Source organism: Methylotenera sp. (genome assembly GCF_029945535.1).
In the GTDB taxonomy this organism is placed as follows: Bacteria; Pseudomonadota; Gammaproteobacteria; order Burkholderiales; family Methylophilaceae; genus Methylotenera.
The window spans coordinates 426,159-443,730 of the sequence record NZ_JAQSCU010000013.1 but is presented as its reverse complement, the minus strand read 5'-3'; the positions used below and the strand labels follow the sequence as shown (position 1 = coordinate 443,730).

At 41.9% G+C, this 17,572-nt stretch carries 16 protein-coding genes; 9 read left to right on the top strand and 7 right to left on the bottom strand.

The window, feature by feature from the left end; translation table 11 throughout:
- Positions 1-89: 89 nt before the first annotated feature.
- Positions 90-764 carry a hypothetical protein gene (locus tag PSU72_RS09800; RefSeq protein WP_300432519.1) on the bottom strand — a complete coding sequence of 225 codons (675 nt, stop codon included), beginning with the start codon at positions 762-764 and terminating at the stop codon, positions 90-92.
- Positions 765-929: 165 nt separating this feature from the next.
- On the opposite strand from PSU72_RS09800, the gene PSU72_RS09795 reads away from it, so the two are divergent.
- A complete protein-coding gene (locus PSU72_RS09795) occupies positions 930-1,232 on the top strand; it encodes a DUF3301 domain-containing protein (protein ID WP_300432207.1) in 303 nt (100 codons plus the stop codon).
- 28 nt (positions 1,233-1,260) lie between these two features.
- Complete coding sequence (gene hslO, locus PSU72_RS09790; RefSeq protein ID WP_300432206.1) at positions 1,261-2,166, top strand: Hsp33 family molecular chaperone HslO; 906 nt, start codon at positions 1,261-1,263, stop codon at positions 2,164-2,166.
- A gap of 42 nt (positions 2,167-2,208) precedes the next feature.
- On the opposite strand, the gene PSU72_RS09785 is transcribed toward hslO, so the two are convergent.
- Positions 2,209-2,700, bottom strand: a complete 492-nt coding sequence (locus PSU72_RS09785) for a pilin (RefSeq protein ID WP_300432205.1) — start codon at positions 2,698-2,700, stop codon at positions 2,209-2,211.
- Positions 2,697-3,482: an RNA methyltransferase gene (locus PSU72_RS09780; protein ID WP_300432203.1), complete on the bottom strand. Its 786-nt coding sequence runs from the start codon at positions 3,480-3,482 to the stop codon at positions 2,697-2,699. Before PSU72_RS09780 ends, PSU72_RS09785 begins: the two co-directional genes overlap by 4 nt.
- 146 nt (positions 3,483-3,628) lie before the next feature.
- On the opposite strand from PSU72_RS09780, the gene aqpZ reads away from it, so the two are divergent.
- The 3 genes from aqpZ to PSU72_RS09765 all read left to right on the top strand — a co-directional run bounded on the left by aqpZ (position 3,629) and on the right by PSU72_RS09765 (position 5,819).
- On the top strand, positions 3,629-4,318 hold the full coding sequence (aqpZ, locus tag PSU72_RS09775; RefSeq protein WP_300432201.1) for an aquaporin Z: 690 nt from the start codon (positions 3,629-3,631) through the stop codon (positions 4,316-4,318).
- Positions 4,319-4,410: 92 nt separating this feature from the next.
- On the top strand, positions 4,411-5,148 hold the full coding sequence (locus tag PSU72_RS09770; protein WP_300432199.1) for a 16S rRNA pseudouridine(516) synthase: 738 nt from the start codon (positions 4,411-4,413) through the stop codon (positions 5,146-5,148).
- Positions 5,149-5,246: 98 nt separating this feature from the next.
- The gene (locus tag PSU72_RS09765; RefSeq protein ID WP_300432517.1) at positions 5,247-5,819 is read left to right on the top strand and encodes a lipocalin family protein; all 573 of its coding nucleotides are present in this window, start codon (positions 5,247-5,249) and stop codon (positions 5,817-5,819) included.
- Between the two features lie 46 nt (positions 5,820-5,865).
- Here PSU72_RS09765 and PSU72_RS09760 read toward each other — a convergent pair whose 3' ends face one another.
- Positions 5,866-7,998, bottom strand: a complete 2,133-nt coding sequence (locus tag PSU72_RS09760; RefSeq protein WP_300432197.1) for a bifunctional diguanylate cyclase/phosphodiesterase — start codon at positions 7,996-7,998, stop codon at positions 5,866-5,868.
- Between the two features lie 369 nt (positions 7,999-8,367).
- Here PSU72_RS09760 and PSU72_RS09755 point away from each other — a divergent pair, with 369 nt between their 5' ends.
- The 4 genes from PSU72_RS09755 (at position 8,368) to PSU72_RS09740 (ending at position 13,828) form a co-directional block, all read left to right on the top strand.
- Complete coding sequence (locus PSU72_RS09755; RefSeq protein ID WP_300432195.1) at positions 8,368-10,941, top strand: chemotaxis protein CheW; 2,574 nt, start codon at positions 8,368-8,370, stop codon at positions 10,939-10,941.
- A 148-nt stretch (positions 10,942-11,089) separates the two neighbouring features.
- Positions 11,090-11,839: a hypothetical protein gene (locus PSU72_RS09750; protein ID WP_300432194.1), complete on the top strand. Its 750-nt coding sequence runs from the start codon at positions 11,090-11,092 to the stop codon at positions 11,837-11,839.
- Between the two features lie 127 nt (positions 11,840-11,966).
- Positions 11,967-13,469 (top strand): ammonium transporter, encoded by a 1,503-nt coding sequence (locus PSU72_RS09745; protein ID WP_300432193.1) that lies wholly within the window; start codon positions 11,967-11,969, stop codon positions 13,467-13,469.
- On the top strand, positions 13,469-13,828 hold the full coding sequence (locus tag PSU72_RS09740) for a hypothetical protein (RefSeq protein WP_300432191.1): 360 nt from the start codon (positions 13,469-13,471) through the stop codon (positions 13,826-13,828). Before PSU72_RS09745 ends, PSU72_RS09740 begins: the two co-directional genes overlap by 1 nt.
- Before the next feature lie 195 nt (positions 13,829-14,023).
- On the opposite strand, the gene PSU72_RS09735 is transcribed toward PSU72_RS09740, so the two are convergent.
- The 3 genes from PSU72_RS09735 to PSU72_RS09725 form a co-directional block, all read right to left on the bottom strand.
- Positions 14,024-14,887 (bottom strand): TraB/GumN family protein, encoded by an 864-nt coding sequence (locus PSU72_RS09735; RefSeq protein WP_300432190.1) that lies wholly within the window; start codon positions 14,885-14,887, stop codon positions 14,024-14,026.
- A 74-nt stretch (positions 14,888-14,961) separates the two neighbouring features.
- Positions 14,962-17,100 (bottom strand): YgiQ family radical SAM protein, encoded by a 2,139-nt coding sequence (locus PSU72_RS09730; protein WP_300432189.1) that lies wholly within the window; start codon positions 17,098-17,100, stop codon positions 14,962-14,964.
- Between the two features lie 114 nt (positions 17,101-17,214).
- The gene (locus tag PSU72_RS09725; protein ID WP_300432188.1) at positions 17,215-17,565 is read right to left on the bottom strand and encodes a DUF3147 family protein; all 351 of its coding nucleotides are present in this window, start codon (positions 17,563-17,565) and stop codon (positions 17,215-17,217) included.
- Between the last annotated feature and the right edge of the window lie 7 nt (positions 17,566-17,572).

Sequence of the window (17,572 nt, the reverse complement as noted above, 5' to 3'; positions counted from 1 at the left end):
AAAGGTATGGTAGTTAGCACTTAAATAGTGCCCGCATTGGTGCATTGCACTATTTAAGTGCAATATTGATAATATCGATTGATATTTACTTAGAGCAGAATGTTTCCTGAGCCATCTTTAAGCACCATACTGCTTGCATCCGGATTGCCAATCCAAAAGTGATAGAACTCGCGCACTACTACTAAAAACAAGCGCCTATTATTTTTAATGTTGAATAGTGGCAATGTCAGATCAACTGCGGTGCGATAAGATTTATGATTTTTGACAGGTGCATTTTTCAAACGTACCAAGATGATTTTTGCCAGTTTAACGCGCGTATCAACCAATGATTGCTCTGAACCCTCTTGGCGAAGCGCTTGTGCGTAGGCTTTTAATGGCCAATTTTCTGACGCATCAAATTTTTCAGTCACTAAGCTTTCCATCAACAACTTTAATGACGTTGGTAACGGCTTCCATTGTAGTGGTGTGACATCAAAACCCGGATTGATATTTAAAGCTGCAATGGCTTTAATATCTTCTTTCCAGAACGGATAAAACTCACGTGCCGCAGTCAGACAGTCATGCCAATCATCAGTAGGCACGGTTTCCATCAGCGGCTCCACCGCTTCGCGGTATTCATTCCCATCTAACTCTTTGCCTGCAAGACTCACAATGAGCTTTTCTAAAAACTGTGAGCGCCTAAGAAGTGCTGCACTGACAGCACCCTTAGTCTGCAATAGCTTTAAATAAGCCCTAACGGCTTCATTCTCACGCGTTTGATCCATTAGATTATTATTTTTCATATTGACTTCATAAAACTATATCTGATATGCGGTAGCTTTAGCTTACAATTCAACATAATAATCGACTTTATTTTAAGTACAAATAATTTAAATCATCAATAACGACTTCAGTGACTTGTAAAAAGAAAATCTTAGAAAGAACACCGCATGGAAATTGCATTATTAGCCATACTCATTAGCATGGCTTGGTTCTGGCTTGATAGCATGGACAAGCGAGAACGCGCTATTTTATTAGGCCAAGAACTCGCTTCTCGTTTTAACTTACAGCTACTTGATGAAACTGTGGCGTGTAGCAAATTGTGGCTTGGGCGTAACGGCCGCGGTCACGTACGTTTTTTACGCACATATGAGTTTGATGTTAGCGCGAACGGAGCTGATCGCTTGCATTGCCACTTGATACTGCTGGGAAATCAGTTACTAAGCTGGGACATTCCACCTTATCAGCAATAACTTAACAGCCCTATGTTAAAATAGCGGCATGAAAACACACCAAGACACACTGCAACGATTCGTATTTGAAAACACGCCCGTCCGTGGCAACCTAGTTAATCTAACGCAAACATTACAACAAGCACTGAATAAACAGCATCTACCTACAGGTTTGCGAAAAGCACTTGGCGAGCTAATGGCAGCAAGCGCTCTACTTGCAGCCACACTGAAGATGGATGGCTCTTTGGTGATGCAGATTCAAAGTAAAGGCGCGTTAAAACTCTTAGTGGTCGAATGCAACTCAGATGTTGGCAGCACTATAAAAATGCGCGCCACGGCAAAATGGGCTGACGAAGTGACCGATAATCAGAATTTGTTTGAGCTAATCGAACAAGGTCAATTTATGATTACGCTAGACCCAAAAGATGGGCAGGCGTATCAAGGCATCGTGCCAATAGAAGGTGACAGCATTAGCGCAGTATTGGAAAACTACATGATGCGCTCTGAGCAAATTGATACCAAAATATGGTTAAGTTGCGACGGTGATTCTGCTGCAGGCATGCTGATACAGAAATTACCAGAGACCATGAATCAAGAAACACAGATACATGATGAAGACATTTGGAATCGTGTAGGTTATTTAGCTGGCACCGTGACCGATGATGAGCTACTTAATTTGCCGACTGAAACACTGATCACTCGATTATTTCACGAAGAAGATGTGCGCCTATTTGAATCTAGCATCACACAATTCTTTTGTAGTTGCACGCGCGAAAGTGTCTCTAATATGTTGCGCATGCTGGGCGATGAAGAAATCAATAGCATTATTGAAGAGCAAGGGAAAATCGAAGTGAACTGTGACTTTTGTAATGCGCATTATGCTTTTGACAAGGTAGACGCAGTGCAACTCATGGTAACTGAAGCCGCCGTAATCACTAGCCCTAAAATCCATTAAACAATTAGAGGGCTGCCTACGCCGTAGCTAGTTTCACGGAGCTTATCTACACATCATAGGCAGAAACTCTGGGGCCACATTAGTTTTATTCTCGCCTTTGAGCGTCATTTTATCAGGCGCCTTCGCGTTGCCACACACCCATGTCACTGGTACGATTTGAGATTCTTCAATCACTGCAGGTCGCAGTGACAATACTTTGCCTGTAATTTTTGAATGGGCTTTATTGCCAAAAGTCATGTGAATGGCACCGTTTTTTACTTCAACTGAGCTAATCAAATTACTCACAATTTTATCTGCATCAGGCAATCCAGCTTCTTTATTATCATTGGGTAATGTTTTAGTCAACTTCCATGCAGCCGCAATAGGCTCTTTCACAATATCAGCCAATGGCAGCGCCGCGTTGACCTGCTCTTTCACAATACGGCCCAAACTTGAAGGAATGGCAATCATAGCTAGGATTGCAATAATCGCAACCACTACCATCATTTCTATAGCAGAAAAACCAGCTTGCTTAGACTTTAATTGATTACTCACAATACCTGCCTTTTGCGTTCAAATAGACAAATAGCCGCAGCAGCGCCTGCATTAAGCGACTCCACAGAACCAAACCGGCTCTCCGTCATAGGAATAGTAATGCTTTTATCCGCCGCAGCTATCGTTTGCTTTCTCAACCCGGCACCTTCATTACCAATTATGAATGCTGTTGCTTGCGTTAAATCTTGCGCATACAACGACTCGCCGTGCATGGCGGTTGCATAACTATTGCCATTAAAATTATCCAACTCAGCAATTAAATTAGCACGTTCCACAATCGGTAATACAAATTGCGCACCCTGCCCACCACGTAAGGCTTTGGGTGACCATGCGTCAGTACAACCAGCGCTTAAATAAACCGCTTCCACCCCTGCCGCTGCTGCCGTGCGCAACATGCTGCCCAAATTACCAGGGTCTTGAATATCTTCTAACATCAACGCAAATTTTGGCTGCTCTGGCGCAGCTAATTGCGGAATTTTGACCAGCGCCAAGATACCCGCTGCACTTGCTACTGGTGTCAGTTCAGCAAACATCAACGTTGGTAACATGATGGTTGAGATTTCAGTCAATGTTTGAATCAACCCAGTCGCTTCTATGCTGCTTTTGCCTTCTGGAATAATGATCATCACTGGCTCACCAAAGGTAGCCATATACGCTTCTATTAAATGCACGCCATCTAATAAGGTTTGCCCTTCATTACGGCGCTCACGTGAGTTATCAGCTAACTTTTTAAGCTGCTTAAAAACTGGGTTGTCGCGTGAAATGATGTGTTTAAATGACATTGAACAATTGTTTACATATTAAAAATGACAGTTTAACTGAAACTCACTTGTGAGCGCATAAGGATTACAGTAAATTAGCTAAGTAGCTAGGGGTTAAAATAATTATTAAGCTACATTTTAAACACTTATAAATTTCAGGAGGAAATATGTCATTAACTAAGCGCTCTGTTGCAGAATTAATTGGTACTTTTTGGTTGGTGTTAGGCGGTTGTGGCAGCGCTGTATTAGCGGCTGGCATTCCAGGTTTAGGTTTAGGTTATCTAGGTGTGTCATTCGCTTTTGGTTTAACAGTAGTGACGATGGCATATGCGATAGGTCATATTTCAGGTTGCCATCTTAACCCTGCTGTTTCAATTGGCTTGGTGGCTGGTGGAAGATTTAAAGCCAGCGAATTACCCCACTACATTATCGCGCAAGTGCTTGGTGCTATTCTGGCTGCATTGCTAATTCGCACCATTGCTAGCGGTGCTGAAGGCTTTACTGGCGGTTTAGCTTCGAACGGTTTTGGCACGCACTCACCGCATGGCTACAGCATGATGGCAGCGCTAGTGACAGAAATCGCAATGACAGCGATGTTCTTGTTCATTATTATGGGTGCAACTGACAAACGCGCACCAGCAGGTTTAGCACCACTAGCCATTGGTTTTACACTGACGCTTATCCACATGATTAGTATTCCTGTGACTAACACTTCAGTAAACCCAGCGCGAAGTACTGGCCCGGCTTTGTTAGAAGGCGGCATCGCGTTAGATCAGCTTTGGTTATTTTGGTTTGCGCCTATTATTGGTGGGGTGATTGGGGCTTTGCTATATAACTTTGTAAGCAAAGAGGATTAATTAAAAAACTATCTAATTAACATCATTCAAATACAGCCATTAAAAAGCCCACAACACGTGGGCTTTTTAATGGCTGACGTTATAATGCACGTATGGCTAAAAAATTAAAATCAAAACTTCCGCTTGAACGCATTATCTGCAACCAAGGCTTTGGCGCACGTAAGCTGTGCCGCATTCTAATTCTCAATCAAGAAGTCACCGTTAATGGTGAAATTTGCGATGACCCTGATGCAGTTTTTGATACTGAAAATCTGCAATACACAGTAAAAGACGTAGCGTGGGATTACCGCGAAAAATCTTACTTAATGCTACATAAACCTAGCGATTATGAGTGTTCACACAAAACCCAGCATCACCCTACTATCTACAGTTTATTGCCACATCCACTGGTGGTGCGCGATGTGCAATGCATAGGCAGATTAGATGAAGACACTACTGGGTTAATTCTCATTTCAGACGATGGTCAGTTTATTCATCGTATGAGTTCGCCTAAACATAAAGTGCCTAAAGTTTACGAAGTGACTTGTAAGCACCCGATGAGCGATGAGCAAATCGCCCATATTTTAAAAGGCGTGCAGTTAATCGATGAAGATGCGCCGATTGCTGCCTTGGCTTGCACACGCATTACTGAAAACATTATTCATATGACGCTAGCTGAAGGTAAATATCACCAGGTTAAACGCATGGTGGCCGCCATTAGTAACCGAGTGGAAGGCTTGAAGCGCATACAAATAGGCGAAGTAAAGTTGCCTGACGACCTAGCTGTTGGCGAATGGCGTTGGTTGACTGAGTCAGAATTAACTTCTCTGAACAACGCAGAAAAGGCTTAGACTTTCCACGTGATTATACGGACAAGGTTCAAACTTTTATGCGCTCGCTTGGATTATCACTGCAATCTCGCACATTTGAAGCTAAACTTAAAATATTTATGAAAAAACTTTTTACTTGGCTAGCAGCACTTGCACTCACTGCATGCATGGGCGCACCTGAAAATGTAAAGGTGGTTGATAGTGTTGATGCAAATCAGTACCTTGGCACTTGGTATGAAATTGCCAGACTAGACCATTCATTTGAACGTGATTTAGAAAAGGTTACAGCAACTTATAGCTTGCGTGATGATGGCGGCATTAAAGTCATCAACCGCGGCTTTAATCCCAAAACCAATGAGTGGAAAGAAGCAGAAGGCAAAGCTTATTTTGTTGACCCACCCAATGCCGATAAAACCAATACAGGCAAGCTTAAGGTATCGTTTTTTGGACCATTTTACGGCGCTTATAACATCATGGTGTTAGATAAACCATACTATAACTATGTCATGGTTTGTGGACCAGATAAATCATACTTATGGATACTTTCCAGAACTCCACAACTGACCTACCCGATTAAACAACACCTGATTGCGCAGGCCAAAGAGCTTGGGTTTGATACAGAACAGTTAATTCACGTGGTACAAAGCTCTGAAATCATCAATTACAAGGCAGGACCGCATGTGAATAAATGAGACGTAACCTATAATCACTTTCATGACTAAATGATTGTTTATTAAGCTAAGAATTACTAAGCTGGTTTTGAAGTAAGGCTTCAAACTCAATTGCAGGTATAGGTTTACTGAAGTAATAACCTTGCAGCTCATCACAACCAATCGATTGTAGATAATCATGCTGGAAACGCGTTTCTACGCCTTCTGCAATCACCTTCATGCCTAAGCTTTGTCCAAGCACTATAATGGCTTTAAGGATGGCAGTGTTCGCTGGATCATTCTCAAGATTGCTGACAAAAGCTTTATCAATTTTTAGTCTATCAATTGGAAAATCCTTTAGATAAGCCAAACTTGAATAGCCTGTGCCAAAATCATCGATGGCAAGCTTAACACCTATGGTTTTTAGGGCATGAAGTGTTTGTATAAATTTTGCAGCATCATCAATCAATGTGCTTTCAGTAATTTCCAGTTCAAGACAATCTGGATCCAGGTTGGTAAGCTCTAAAGTATTTTTGATAATCTGCGCAAGATTAGGCTGTTTAAATTGTCGAGGTGATACATTGACCGCAATGGGAATAGGTCGCCCCATTTTTTCTTTTAACTCTTTGGCTTTTTTACAAGCCTCAATAAGCACCCATTCACCGATACTCTCAATGAGTCCAGTTTCTTCCGCAATATGAATGAATTTAACAGGCGGAATCAGTTCACCTTCAGGAGTTTGCCAGCGGATTAAAGCCTCGGCACCACTAATAAGGCCGGTTGCAAAATCTACCTTAGGTTGATAATGCAGTAAGAGCTCACCGTTTTCAATTGCAAGCCTTAAGCGATACTCCATCGTCACGCGCTCAGTTACCGCTTCATTCAGTTCTTGCGTGTAAATCTGATAGTTATTACGCCCAGCCTTCTTAGCTTTATACATCGCAGAATCAGCATTTTTAAGCAGCGTATTCGGCTCGATACCATCATCCGGATAAATACTGATGCCTATGCTAGAGGTAACAACGTAATCCAGCTCATTAATGACGCAAGGCGCGGCAACGGCAGTCAGTACGCGCTGCATACTGATTAGGACGTCATTCACATTTTCGATATTAGTCAGCAGTATTACAAACTCATCGCCACCCAATCTTACTACAGTATCTATTTCACGAATACAGCTAGAGAGTCGTTTAGACATAATCAATAGCAACTGATCACCTACCTCATGCCCCATACTGTCGTTGATGAGCTTGAACTGATCGAGATCAACAAAGGCCACAGCCATTTTATTTTTGTAACGATCTGCGAAGTTGATAGATTGCTGGAGCCTATCATTTAGCATATAGCGATTAGGTAGACCAGTCAGGCTATCGTGCTTGGCTTGATGTTCTATTTTATGGTCGTAGTTTTTACGCGCGGTAATATCTTCAACCGTACCTTCGTAATAGAGCAAGTTTCCTGCTTTGTCATGCACCATGCGGGCATTTTCAGAAATCCAGATCGTACTATTATCTTTTGTATACACTAATGATTCGAAGTTATGCACACTTTGATTGGCTAACATAGCTTGCACAAACTCTTCACGACGACCAGGTGTCACATAAAGCTGTTGCTGAATATTGTTAAGAACACTAATCAGTTCTTCAGGAGAGCTGTAGCCATATATCTTGGCTAATGCAGGATTAACAATCAGATAGTGCCCGTTTGGCGATGTCTGAAAGATCCCTTCAATCGCATTCTCAAAAATAGAGCGATAGCGAAATTCTGCATCATGTAATGACTGTTCAGCAGCCTTACGCTGGGTAATGTTCTGGATAAAGCCTTCTATCGCATGAACCTTACCCTTTGCATTGTAAATCGGGTTACCTCGTTCACATACCCATATAATGTCAGTGTTTGCATGACGTATACGATACTCAACTTCGAAGCGTTTACCTTGCTTAACGGCTTCATCAATAGCATATCTAACTAACGCTCGGTCATCCTTAAAGATAATTTCTTCATAGGAAACTAGGTTATTGAAAATTAAATCATCAGGAAAGTAACCCGTTAAATCTTTGCATCCATCACTTACATAAATCATGGTCCAGTGCTGATCATAAAGATTGCAATAAACTAAACCTTCCAGATTATCCACAAGCGTATCGAGCATGCGCTGACGATCATGAACAAATGCATCAATGGAGATAAGAGATTTAGTTGTTTGTGATGGCAATTTCATTTTTTGTAGATTAGTACCATATAGAATCCATAAACTTTTACTTTAAAAAGCAATATTTATGCCACACATGATGATGAATGTAAGTGATGTCTTTATTGTTGTAACCTAAAGGTATGGCGCCAATACCTAGAGCATTCGAATTAATCAGCAAGTCAACATTTAGCGATTAAGTTCACATTAAAGGTGCGCCTATATAGCAATATGCACCAAAGTTAAGTGATTAGAATCGATTAACAATACCTGCCAATAGCCAAAACTATAGCCAATCTGCAACAACACTGCATTTTTTGTGCTGGCGTGCATTTTGCTTATCTGTATTTAAGAAATTCTATTTGTATTTACCACTACAATAATTTTACGGGTATGCGCATGAGCCAAATTACTACGATTCAGCTTGATAATTTTCTCCCTTACATGAGAGATGTCATTCGTTGTGAACAATCATTGCATGAGTTAAATCTGATGTGGCGGATGATTGAGTCTTCGGCAAAAATGAACTGTCCAACCGAAGCTAAAAGTATTCTACCTACGATGGCAGCAACTCGCGCTGGCTTTAATCGGCTAGAAAAAGAACTTGTCTTAAGCCTAGTGCAAGAAAAAGTTGCTACTGTGTTGAGTGAAATAGGAACCAAAGCGCAATATGTCATTGATATTTTGGTACGAAATCTTTATGAGCGCACTGCCGATGTAGGATTTCTAGCTACTGATAACGAGTTATGTGAGTTTGTTGCAGGTATATCAGGCAATGATGAACTTATTCGAGCACGCTTACGTGCCTACAGAAAAAAATACACCGTCTACGATGAAATCATTTTACTGGATGTCAATGGTAATGTTTTAGTACAAATTAATGATGAAACCCCTATTGAAGGCAGTTTAGACCCTCTCATTAAAGAAACATTAGCTTCAGATCAATATGTCGAAACCTATCGTGCTTCTGACCTACGCCCTAGCAAAAATAAAGCGCTGATTTACTCTAAACGTATGCGACATCCTCACACCGGCGAAGTTATTGGCGTGTTATGCCTATGCTTCGATTTTGTTGAAGAAATGGCGAGTATTTTTAAATCACATGGCGACCCTTCTGAGCGATCTGTCATGCTGCTACTTGATAGCGATAATTGCGTCATAGAATCTAGCGATAAGATATGGGTTCCTGTCGGCGCTGTAGTACCAGTCAATGATGATATGCAATCAAACTTAAAAGTATTTAGTGGTCGTAAATACTTGGTGAGCACCTTCACTTCCGATGGTTATCAAGGCTATATGGGGCCAAAAGGTTGGCAAGGCCAAGTGATGATTCCCGTAGACATTGCTTTTACTGGAAAGGAAACCAATACTTTAAAGACCTTAGACCCCGTCGTAGCTGAAGGCCTGCTTTCACATGCGCAATCTTTCTGCCCACCACTCTTTGAAGTGATGAATGCTGCCTCGACCATACGACGCGTGGTGTGGAATGGGCAGGTAATGACGGCAGGACAAAGCGGTGAGTTACTGAAATTAAAAACTGTTTTAGATCAAATTAGTGAAACGGGTACCCGTAGCAATGAACTGTTCGCTCAATCTATTAATGATCTATACGAAACCGTGCTTGCTTCAAGATTGCAAGACTCAGAATTTGTTTCCCATCTACTGGTTGATTTACTTGACCGCAATCTATATGAGCGCTCAGATGACTGCCGTTGGTGGGCTGTTACGCCAGAATTAAGGGCGGCGCTTGCTTCACAAACAATCGATAGCAAAACGGTCACTCAGATTACCGATATTCTCGAATATATCAATTCGCTATACACCGTCTATAGCCGAATATTTGTGTATGACCATACTGGTTGCATTATTGCCAGTACAAACCCAACGGAAGCTAGTGGCTCAATCCTAGGCACAAGAGTAGACGATACTACACTGGCACAAGTGATGTCACTGCGCACAGAGCAACAATATTATGTATCACCTTTTGCAACAGACGCCCTCTATGGCAACGCTCCGACATACATCTATCATGCGGCCATCATGGCGCCAAACGGTAACTCAGTGGTTGGTGGCATTGGAATTGTGTTTGACTCATCTACTGAATTTTTTGCCATGTTGCAGGGTGGTATTGCAGAAAAAGACTCTGTAAAAGCTTTTTATATCGATAGACAAGGTCAAATCATTTCAAGCACTGACCCAAATCGCCCAGTAGGTAGCATGCTGGAGATTGATACTGACTTACTTGCATTGCCTAATGGCAAAAGCACTTCTCGTATTGTGATACATGATGGACACTACTCAATACTAGGATGCAGTGCATCTAATGGATATCGCGAATTTAAAGTGAGTGACGGGTACAAAGAAGATGTTATCGCTGTCGTTTTTGATTCGTTTGGGGAAGTTAGAGGCAGTTATAGCTCTGGTAACAACTCAGCATCGATTATTGAAGCTTCGATGACTCAAACAGCAGATCCTGAATTCGCGACATTCTTTATTGATGGCGGGCTATTTGCAGTAGAAGCTGAATATATACTTGAAGCACTACCCGCATCCCAAGTCTCGCGCGTTTCTATTGGTAGCGGTTCAGAACGCGTCGGCGTGCTGGCTATACAGCATGAAAATGAAGGCAAAACCTATGCTTGGGTATTTGATCTTGGATTTTTACTAAGTGGGAAACTTACCGTAGTCGATAGCAACAGCCAAGTCATTGTGATTGAGTACTTGCAACACAAGATTGGATTGCTAGTTGGTTCATTACACTCAGTAGCTCAGTTTAATGAAAGCCAAGTAACGCCCACTCCGCTTGCAGTCAATAGAGATGGTGTATTAATCAAACAAATTATTAAAGCGAATAGTGGAAGACTTCTGATTCAAGGGATTGATATTAAATATCTACTCAACATGCTTAGCCATCCATTTGAAGCAGTCGGTGATGATAAAAAAGTTGCGTTAAGAATAGTTAACGGAAACTAGGTAATATTGAAGACAAGATAAACGCCTGTGCTGCAGATGTTCATCTTATTCTGTATCGAGAGCAAAACACATTTAAAAAATGGACACGTCGAAGGTTGGTACAGACCTTGCTTAATAAAACTATCATCAGTATTTTAAGCTCATCACAATGACCAACAATCAGAACTCCCAATCCACCACTATTCAAAATTCAAAACAAAACTCAATTTATCTAGGCTTGCAAAGCGTATTAACTGAAGCAGAAGCTAATGAGGTCATTGAAAAGTGGTCGAGCTATTTTAACGGAACAGGATCAATATTTAATGGACTTAATAGTTTTGCGAAAGAAGTTTGCCAAAGCTATGGCATAGCTGACCAACAACGAGATTTACTAAGAGCTCTACACCGTGCATTGCTCCACGGAGACAATGATGCGAATGCAAAAGGATTCAAAGACAATGCACATAACAAAACACCCATCGAATCAGCGATTGAATTCACAATTGAACCAAGCAACGAACTAGACCAAAGTGACTACACAACGATATTTACTCAACAAGCGATCAACTCTCCGGAATTTCTAACATTTCAAAGTTTACTTCTTAAAATTTTAGATTCATTAGAGAGATTTGAAAGTGGAATAAGTGAAAAGTTAACGCCCTTCTTAATAGAGTTGATTCAAAGTATGCCTTGGTCTGAAAGTCAGCAGAATCAGCTTCTATCGCTAGTTAATACTGGTAAAACCATCCAAGTACGCACTTATAAGCCCGATCAACTTAAATCATTTCTAAAACATTTACGCTCATGGGTAGAAACCGAAATAGGTAATGCTCAAGCTACACAGCTAATGAATGAGGCTATTGAGGCTGTTAAAAATCAGCCGGAAAACCTCAACTACAATGTTAAAAAGTTTCTATAAGATAATATTTAATAAGGCATATTTTTTGCTTATATTAAGCTAAATAACAATATCTAAAACTAATCTTATAGTTCAAATTGTTAATTTGAATCCAATAAAAATAGTTAATACTAAGGAATTAAAACTTATGCACTCTAAAAATAGAAGTCTATGGATATGGCTTTTTGTTTTAGCAATCAATATGCTGGCTGTGTCAGCATATTCTGAAACAACTGCTTCTGAAATAAACGCTAACCCAGAACCTATGGCTGCAAGCCCTGCTTTACCAGCGCCAACATTAGATACTCCTGAATTAGTACCTCCACCATCTTACATATCAGAGCAGACTGCTCAACCAGTCACTCCCGCAGCAGAAGTAATTCCTGTAGCCCCTGCTGCTGTAGTTTATACAAAACCTTACTTAGTTGGTTTTGATAAAATCAACTCGGGTGACACGGCATGGATGTTATCTTCCACAGCACTGGTTTTGTTAATGACAATTCCAGGACTAGTCTTGTTTTACGCAGGGATGGTGCGTAAGAGAAATGTGCTTTCTACAGCTTTGCAAAGCTTTGCAATTTGCTGCCTAGTGAGCATCATTTGGATAGTCATTGGCTACACCATTGCATTTACACCTGGAACAACGCCATTTCTCGGCGGCTTAGATCGCCTAATGTTATCTGGTCTAGGCTACATTAAAGCGACTAGCCAACTCACAGTCAGTCATTTAGCCCCGACTATTCCTGAATCGGTATTTGTCATGTTTCAGATGACATTTGCGATTATTACACCGGCGCTAATTGTTGGCGCTTTTGCCGAGCGCATGCGCTTTACAGCAATGCTACTGTTCATGACACTTTGGTCTATATTTGTTTATGCACCAGTGGCTCACTGGGTGTGGGAACCATCAGGCTTGTTTGCATCCATGGGTGTATTGGACTTTGCTGGCGGAACAGTCGTACATATTAATGCAGGCGCAGCAGGCCTTGTTTGCGCCTATGTGTTAGGCCCTAGAGTAGGTTATGGCAAAGTACCTTTCATTCCGTATAACCTAGTCTACACTCTGGTTGGCGCATCACTGCTATGGGTTGGTTGGTTTGGCTTTAATGCAGGCTCCGCATTAGCTGCGGATGGTCGTGCAGGCATGGCTATGCTGGTGACACAAGTAGCGGCAGCTATGGCGGCTTTAACCTGGATATTGATTGAATGGTTAGTCAAATCAAGAATCACTATGCTGGGGTTCGCCTCAGGGGCAGTGGCTGGTCTTGTTGCAATTACCCCAGCTTCTGGATTTGTAAATGTGAGCGGAGCTTTAGCTATTGGTGTTGCCAGCGGTGCACTTTGTTACATAGGTGCTACTAGCCTCAAACGCTTGTTAGGGGCCGATGATGCATTAGATGTATTTGGTATTCATGGTGTGGGCGGCTTAGTTGGCGCAGTCTTAACTGGCGTCTTTGCAGATAAAGCGATAAGTGGTCTGGACGCGAATGTCGCATTACAAGCCGTAGCGGCATTTAGCACCTTGGCATACAGTGCAATAGTCACTCTGATTATTTTAAAAATTGTAAATCTGTTAGTTGGGTTACGTGTTGATGCTGAAGATGAACACGATGGACTTGACCTAACACAGCATGCAGAGAGGATAATGTAATGGCAGACACTTTGCATAGCACTGAAAAAGTTTCAGTAGCCGCGCTGATTAGCGTGATACTCAGGCGTAAAATAAGTCGAACCATTGATATTAAATGGCTCGTTGAAAACGAAGCTTATGCCAAAAATATTATTGCGCTTTCACGCGATCAAGGATTAAACGACCTGAATGAATATGTCGATCATTTTGAAATCCTGATGTTCGGAAAGTTATCTACTTCGCTGGCAACAGTAGAAAACTCAAACGCCACTAAAAATGAATCGACCGCTTTCAAAAAAACACAAACGCCATCTTTCGAAGAAGACGAAGAATCGAGTGAAGTCATAGATCCGCATAAATACGTAGGCGGCATAAGGTAGAGTTTTACTGAGAAAAAACTAGTGTTAAAAAAACTGGTTTAACCAGTCAATTTTGGCAAACTAACAAGCAATTTATTGGTGCAAGCGTTATATGTTGGTGCAATTGCGATGCGCAACTTGCTCACTTTTTCGCTGCCTCAGCGGCACAAAGCGAATACCTCAAGACAACTAAGCCTTAAATACAGCATACGAAGCTTAATTGATTGGGCTTAGTTTATAACCCGCTTCTTTTAACCTAGCAATTAAACCGCCCTTACCTGCCAAGTGTGAGGCGCCAACTGCAACGAATACACTTTTGCTATTAGCCTCTTCCGCAATACGCTGCGCCATCACCACATTGCGCTCATCCAATAGCTTAGCGCGCATTTTTGCCCACAACGCGGGTGGAAGCATGCCACCTGTAATTTTTTCGTCTAGAGCGGCTACTTTATTGCTATCGCCTGCTAAATAAGCCGCTATCAGCGATTCAAAATCACGCTCTTTTTGCTCTGGGGTGCGCTTTAATACCGCGCGCAACATAGTTAGTTGCTCATCGCGACTAAAACTATCCATTACACCAAAATGTTCTTTTGTACTTTCAATCCCAATCACCTCTTTACCAACGTCTTCAGACTTAGTCATCAGTAGATTATCTTGCGCGAAGGGTGTGAGGGGTTTGGGTGAATCAAAGACTACAGCAAGTAACCATGGCTTCATGTGGATTGCAGCGTTGCGGTGCATCACGTGAAACTCAGCTAAGTCATAGACTTTATCCAGCTCAACCTCGGTTAGCATGCTTTTCAAATCACTATCCTGCATCATAAATACGCTGGGGTCATTAGGCGCTAGCGTTTCCATCATAAAGGCATCTACGGATTTTAGTGCGTTATCAACAGCAGGTGAAAAGTTAGTCACCCGATTATCATCGGTATGCATGGTGCCGAAAAGGTAATTAGTTTTACCGGCAGGCGATTCTACTTTCCAGAATAACCCCTGTTCAGCGTAAACATTAGTGATAGTAAGCGCTAAAAAACCAAACGTGACAATTGCACTGAACAGTCGTTTAAATTGCAAAATCATAAAGCCACCTTAAAGTATTAGGAGTATGAGCAATACAAATACGCCTAATACTTTAACTTAGCTAGTAAGACCGATTAGGAATATTTGCGTTTGACTTCTGACACTCGCCTTGGTCGAATGGTTCGCTCAAGCTTTTCACCACGCACGGTAGTAATTGGCTTGTTTGAAAGCGGCTGCCAAGCTGGTATCAAATGCTGCTTGCCATTACCAATTAAATCTTCACGGCCCATTTTGATTAAGGCTTCACGCAGCATAGGCCAGTTATTAGGGTCATGGTAGCGAATAAATGCTTTATGCAATTTACGCACATTACCGGCTTTTGGAATCGGCACATCGTCAGAATCTGCTGTGACTTTACGCAATGGATTTTTGCCTGAATGGTACATGGCCGTGGCCATTGCCATAGGTGTGGGCGTAAAGGTTTGTACTTGATCTAACTTAAAGTCATATTTTTTCAACCAAAGCGCTAAATTGAGCATATCCAGTTCAGTAGTGCCCGGATGAGCCGCAATAAAATATGGAATCAAATACTGCTTCTTACCTGCTTCAGCACTAAATTTTTCAAACATGGCTTTAAATTCATCATACGCATCCATGCCCGGCTTCATCATTTTGCTGAGTACATTCTCTTCAGAATGCTCAGGGGCGATTTTTAAATAGCCGCCGACGTGATGTTGCACTAACTCTTTGACGTATTCAGGCGACTTCACAGCAAGGTCATATCGCACACCACTACCGATTAAAATCTTCTTAACGCCTTTAATGGCACGTGCTTTACGATACAACTGAATTAAGGCTGTATGGTCAGTATTCAAGTTTTCACAAACACCGGGATACACACAACTCAACTTACGACAATTTTTCTCAATTGTTTCGCTCTTACAAGCAATACGATACATATTAGCTGTTGGACCGCCAAGGTCAGAAATCACACCAGTGAAACCATCAACTTTGTCGCGAATCTCTTCAACTTCTTTCAAAATTGATGCTTCACTACGGCTTTGAATAATGCGGCCTTCATGTTCAGTAATACTACAGAAAGTACAGCCGCCAAAGCAGCCGCGCATAATATTCACACTAAAACGAATCATTTCCCATGCAGGAATTTTTGCGTTGCCATAGGCTGGATGCGGCTTACGCGCATACGGCATATCGTAAACGTAGTCCATTTCTTTGGTGGTCAGTGGAATTGGCGGTGGGTTTAACCACACTTCCCTATCGCCATGTTTTTGCACCAAAGCGCGCGCGTTGCCGGGGTTGGCTTCCAAGTGCAACACACGTGAAGCATGCGCATATAACACGGGGTCTTGGGCAACAGCTTCATAATCTGGCAAACGCACCACTTGTTTAGCGCGATCGGCTTTGGGCTTACGTACTATTTCAATCGCTTTCGTACCTTCAGGTAGAGTTGGCTTGGCATTGTTTTCGTCTGTTGCACAACTTGCATCCGCCTTGCCCATTTTCATTTCATAGGGGTCAACGTGCTTTTCAACGGTACCCGGACGGTCTAGCTTTGTGCTTTCAATTTCACTCCAACCTTCTGGAATCTTTTTACGCAAAAAAGCGGTACCGCGAATATCTTGAATATCCGCGACTTTTTCGCCTTTAGCGATACGATGGCTTAATTCAATTAAAGCGCGTTCTGCATTGCCATAAAGCAAAATATCAGCTTTTGAATCGATCAATACGCTGCGACGAACTTTATCACTCCAGTAGTCGTAATGCGCAATACGGCGCAAACTGGCTTCAATACTGCCAATGACCAATGGCACATCTGAATATGCTTCGCGACAGCGTTGCGAATAAACTAGCACAGCCCTATCAGGACGCTTATTTGGCGCAGCATCTGGCGTGTAAGCATCATCACTACGGATTTTTCTATCGGCCGTGTAACGATTCACCATGCTATCCATATTGCCAGCAGTCACGCCGAAATATAGATTAGGCTTACCTAGTGACTTAAAAGCATTAGCGTTTTGCCAATCAGGTTGGGAGATAATTCCCACGCGAAAACCTTGAGCCTCTAGCAAACGTCCGACTAAAGCAATACCAAAACTTGGATGATCAATATAAGCGTCACCAGAAATCAAAATAATGTCGCAGCTATCCCAGCCAAGTTCGTCCATCTCGGCACGAGACATAGGTAAAATCGGCGCAGCACCAAACCGCTTCGCCCAATAAGGGCGGTAGCTGTGAATGGGTTTTGCGAGCATTGTGGTGTATTGTTCCAAGGTATTCGCTACAAATTTTTAAGTTCGGGCATTTTACGCGCTAATCGTATGATTAAGAAGCTTTTTTTATAACAACCTTGTTGAAATTAACCCTATCTAAATTAGGTCTATACCAAACTGTTTTACCAACAAGGCAAATAGTAAAAAAGTGACGATAGTAAATATCACGCAAGATACCAACGTCAGCACAAAACCCCATTTAGGCAGCAAGTAAGGGAAAAGTAAAAACATAGGTAAAGTTGGCAATACATACCAAAAAGTATAGTAGGCATGATTAGCAATTTTACTAGCTGGTTGATGCTCTACATACAGCCAAATCAGCGTGAGCACCGTTACTAAAGGCAGCGCAGCAATCAGACCGCCAAGCTTATCACTGCGCTTGGCAAATTCTGAAACCACGACCACTACGCCTGCAGTGATTAAATATTTAAAAATAATATATTGCATAAAAGCT